This is a genomic window from Halorubrum sp. AJ67, from assembly GCF_000513435.1.
Map to the genome: position 1 here is coordinate 58560 of NZ_CBVY010000005.1, position 4753 is coordinate 63312.

Annotated in this window: 4 protein-coding genes and 1 pseudogene (1 of these 5 running past the window's edge); all 5 read left to right on the plus strand. The window is 65.1% G+C overall.

From position 1 onward, the window contains the following. Positions 1–114: 114 nt before the first annotated feature. Positions 115–921, plus strand: a complete 807-nt coding sequence (locus tag BN903_RS06550) for a substrate-binding domain-containing protein (protein ID WP_048076982.1) — start codon at positions 115–117, stop codon at positions 919–921. 70 nt (positions 922–991) lie between these two features. Next, positions 992–1927, plus strand: a complete 936-nt coding sequence (gene pstC, locus BN903_RS06555) for a phosphate ABC transporter permease subunit PstC (RefSeq protein ID WP_048076983.1) — start codon at positions 992–994, stop codon at positions 1925–1927. 512 nt (positions 1928–2439) lie between these two features. After that, the gene (pstA, locus tag BN903_RS06560) at positions 2440–3552 is read left to right on the plus strand and encodes a phosphate ABC transporter permease PstA (protein ID WP_228841042.1); all 1113 of its coding nucleotides are present in this window, start codon (positions 2440–2442) and stop codon (positions 3550–3552) included. Between the two features lie 3 nt (positions 3553–3555). Further along, positions 3556–4392 carry a phosphate ABC transporter ATP-binding protein PstB gene (pstB, locus tag BN903_RS06565; protein WP_048076984.1) on the plus strand — a complete coding sequence of 279 codons (837 nt, stop codon included), beginning with the start codon at positions 3556–3558 and terminating at the stop codon, positions 4390–4392. Beyond that, positions 4393–4753, plus strand: a pseudogene (locus BN903_RS15180) (phosphate signaling complex PhoU family protein) (it continues 199 nt past the right edge of the window). It abuts the gene before it with no gap.

Below are 4753 nucleotides of genomic sequence, written 5' to 3' on the forward strand. Positions count from 1 at the left end.
GCGATGGCGACGACTCCGGAAACCTCTCCGGAGACATCCGGATCTCCGGGAGTAGTACCGTCTACCCGGTCGCTCAGGAGGTTACCCGCTCGTTCGCCGAACAGAACCCCCGACGTGAGCTTCAACCTCACTCGCGACGGCAGCGGCGGCGGGTTCGAGAACGTGTTCATCCCCGGCGACAGCGACCTCAACAACTCGAGCCGACCGATCCAGGACGAGGAAATTCAGCGCTGCCGCGACAACGACATCGAACCGGTCGAGTTCTTCGTCGCGCAGGACGCACTGACCGTCGTCGTCAACAACGAGGCCGACTTCATCGACGAGATCTCGCTGGAGGACCTCCGCACCATCTGGTCGCCGGACACCGCCCCCGAACTGTGGAGCGACGTCAACCCGGATTGGCCCGACGAGCCGTTCGACCTCTACGGCCCGGCGAGCACGTCGGGGACGTACGACTATTTCATCGAGGCGGTGATCGGAGAGACCGAGGCGGATCAGGACATCCGCGAGGACTTCGAGGGGACCGAGGAGGACGACCTGATCGCGCAGGGCGTCCAGGGCAACCAGTACGCGTTCGGGTATCTCCCCTTCGCGTACTACACGAACAACCCCGACTCGGTCAAGGCGCTCAGCCTCAGCGAGGGCGGCAGCGACCCGGTCGAACCGAGCCTTGAAGGCGCACAGAGCGGGAACTACCCGCTCGCCCGCCCCCTGTTCTTCTACGGTCACATGGGCAAGATCCAGGAGAAGAACCACCTCCAGGAGTTCCTCGAGTACTACATCAACGAGGCCGCGGAGGACTACATCGCGCAGGATATCGGCTACGTCCCGAGCAGTCAGGACATGGTCGACGCCAACCTCGAGAACCTCGAAGCGGCGATTGCCGGCGAATACGAGTTCGAACCGATCTCGACGCGATAGTAGGGCCGATCCCGCTCTACTAACGCAATAATCAATAGGGACGTTGTCCTGACCAAATTCATGGGCCATCATGAGTAGCGAATCGAACGAGGCGAAGTCGCTCCAGCGCAGCGGATTCGTCGTCCGCAAGGAGCGGTTCTACGGCCGCCTGATCGCGGCGTGTGCCGTCCTGACGATCGCCGTGACCGTCGGAATCATCCTGGCACTGTCGGGACGCGCGTTCTCGTTCTGGTCGCAGATCTCGCCGGTCGCGTACTTCACCGGAACGAGCTGGAGTCCCGTCATCGCCCGGAACTACGGCGTGCTCCCGCTGATCAGTGGGACGCTTCTCGTCACCGTCTTCTCGGCGCTGATCGCGCTGCCGATCGGTCTGGCGGCGGCGATCTATCTCAGCGAATACGCGAGCGATAGAGCCCGCTCGATACTGAAACCGGCTCTGGAGATCCTCGCCGGCGTGCCAACCGTCATCTACGGCTACATGGCGCTCGTGTACATCACGCCGTTCTTCAAGGGGATCTTCCCGTCACTCCGCACGTTCAACGTGCTCTCGGCGAGCATCGTCGTCGGGATCATGATCATTCCGATGGTCTCCTCCATCAGCGAGGACGCGCTGAGCGCGGTCCCGGACAGCCTCCGACAGGGCGGCTACGGGCTCGGGTCGACGAAGTTCGACGTCTCGACGAAGATCGTCGTCCCGTCGGCGACCTCCGGGATCGTCGCGTCGTACGTGCTCGCGATTTCGCGGGCGATCGGCGAGACGATGGCCGTCACGATGGCGATGGGCATGAGCCCGCAGATGCCGTACTTCCCGGACGTCTTCCGGAACCTCGCGGAGTCGGGACAGACCATCACAGCGGCGATGGTCCAGATCGCCAACGCGGACTCGCTCGGCAGCGGCCCCACCTACGAGGCGATGTTCGCGCTCGGCATGACGCTTTTCGCGATCACGCTGACGATGAACGTCCTCGCAGAACTGGTCAGACGGCGGTTCAGGGAGGAGTACTGATATGGCAACCGAAGAGAGCACAAGCGACCAACTCGGACGAAGCACCGCGCTCCGACTCCAGCAGCTGAAGGGACAGCTCTTCGAGGTCGCGCTCGTCACGGCGACGCTCGTCGGCATCCTCGCATTGCTCGCGTTGTTCGTACAGATCTCGAGCGACGCGTTCCAGCCGCAAACCGCGTCGCCCGCGTGGTTCCTCGTCTACCTCGGTACGCTCGTTGGGCCGACGGCTGCGTTCACGCTGTACGCCCGCCGGAGACCGGCGGTTCGGGAGACGAACGCCAAGGCGTTCGCGGCGGTGTTCGGCGGGCTCCTGTTGAGCTTCGTCGTCTACGTCGTCGTCGACTCGCTCAGCCCGTACGACGTGTTCATCTACGCATTCTTCGCGTCGCTTCTGCCGGCGCTCGTCGTCGGGTACGACCGGACGACGGGCGACCGGAGGTACACCGGCCCGGCGATCCCCGCGTCGATCACCGTCGGTATCGCCGTCGCGGCGCTGCTGTACGACTTCGTCCGTGGCCCCGATCGGCGTCGCCGCGGAGTGGATCATGTACGTCGGCCTGGTCACTGTCCCAGCGGCGTTCCTCGTCGGGACGTTGACCGCGTCCCGTCGCGGTCGCCGTTCCGGTGCCCTCGCTGGGGGGATCGTCGCCGCCGGCGGCCTCGCGGTCGCCGTCGCGTCGATCGCCACCGGGACCAACGCGTCGCTCTTGGTTGTCCTCTACTCGATGTTCGCCGTCCCCACCGGCTACGTCCTCTGGCGGTCGATCCGGACGGACCCGGAGGGACGCGTCGGCGTCGCGGGACCGTTCGTCCTCCTCGGCGGCACGCTGGTCGGTGCCGCGCTCGTCGAGCAGTTCGGGATCCGGAACCCGGACACGTTCCTCACGCCGAACCTACTCTTACAGTCGTGGGACGGCTTGACCGCGAGCAACGCGGGCGTCTACCCGCAGATCGTCGGATCGATCATCATCGTCGGCTTCATGGCGGTCCTCGCGTTCCCGGTCGGGATCGGCGCGGCCATCTACTTGGAGGAGTACGCGCCGGACACCGGGCTCCGCGGCCGGCTCGCGACGCTCCTAGAGATCAACATCTCGAATCTGGCCGGCGTTCCGTCAGTCGTGTACGGGCTCCTCGGACTCGCGTTGTTCCGGCGGACGCTCGACTTCGGAACCGGTATCGTCGTCACCGCGTCCGGAACGCTCGGACTGCTCATCCTCCCCATCGTCATCGTCTCGACACAGGAGGCGCTGCGCTCCGTCCCCGACGACCTCCGGCAGGGGTCGTACGGCATGGGGGCAAGCCGGTGGCAGACGCTCCGTGAGGTCGTCTTACCCGAGGCGATCCCCGGTACCCTCACCGGGACGATCCTCGCGCTGGCGCGGGCGATCGGCGAGACCGCGCCGCTCGTCATCATCGCGGTCGCGACGACGACGTACAGCCCGCCGAGCGGGCTGTTCTCCAGCGCGACGGCGCTCCCGCTACAGATATTCGCCGCGTCGGCGAACGCGAAGCCGGAGTTCCGACACGGAGTCGTCCCGGCGGCAGCGGTGGTGTTGCTGATACTAATGTTACTGATGAACGCGACGGCAATCGTTATCCGGAACAAGTACGGACGTGAGCACTAACAAATGAGCGAATCAGACACTTCCCCGAAGATACAGACGACGATAGAGACCGGCGACGAGGATCGCGGAAAGGCCCCCCTCGACGCCGAAGAGACGGTCATCGAGGCACGAAATCTCGATGTCTACTACGGCGAAGAACAGGCCCTGAACGGTGTCTCGATGGCGATAAACGAACACGACGTGACCGCGCTGATCGGCCCCTCGGGCTGCGGTAAGTCGACGTTCCTCCGATGTATCAACCGGATGAACGACATGATCGATGTCTGTCGCGTCGAGGGCGACGTGGAGTTCAACGGCAAGAACGTCTACGACGACGACGTCGACCCCGTCGCCCTGCGCCGAAAGATCGGAATCGTGTTCCAGAAGCCGAACCCGTTCCCGAAGTCGATCCGCGAGAACGTCGCGTACGGCCTGAAAATTCAGGGATACGAGGGCGATGTCGACGAGCGCGTCGAGGAGTCGCTCAGGCGCGCCGCGCTGTGGGACGAGGTGAAAGACCAACTCGGCTCCTCGGGGCTTGACCTGTCGGGCGGCCAGCAACAGCGGCTCTGTATCGCCCGCGCCATCGCCCCGGACCCGGAAGTCATCCTGATGGACGAGCCGACCTCGGCGCTCGATCCGGTCGCGGCCTCGAAGATCGAGGACCTGATCGACGACCTCGCCGAGGAGTACACGGTGATCATCGTCACGCACAACATGCAGCAGGCGGCGCGCATCTCCGACCGGACGGCCGTCTTCCTCACCGGCGGCGAGTTGGTCGAGTACGACGACACCGCGAAGATATTCGAGGACCCCGAAGAGCAGCGCGTCGAGGACTACATCACGGGGAAGTTCGGATAGATGCCCAGAGAAAACTACCAGGAGCGGCTCGACGACCTCCGGGACGGCGTGGTCGAGATGGGCGAGACCGTCTGCGACCGCCTCGACGACGCGGTCGCGGCGGCGGTGTCGGGCGACGACGACCTCGCCCGCTCGGTGATCGAGGGAGACCACGAGGTGAACGAGACGTACCTCGCCTTGGAGGACGAGTGTACGGAGCTACTGGCCCTCCAGCAGCCTGTGGCCGGCGATCTGCGGCTCGTCGCCGCCTCCTTCAAGATCATCACGGACCTCGAACGCGTCGCCGACCTCGCGACGAACCTCGCGGACTACGGCGGTCCCGAGGGCGGCGTCCACCCGGCGGTGGACGTGCGGCGACTCG

Coding starts and splice junctions, on each gene's coding strand:
- pstC (WP_048076983.1), top strand. CDS start 992: ATGAGTAGCGAATCGAACGAGGCGAAGTCGCTCCAGCGCAGCGGATTC.
- pstB (WP_048076984.1), top strand. CDS start 3,556: ATGAGCGAATCAGACACTTCCCCGAAGATACAGACGACGATAGAGACC.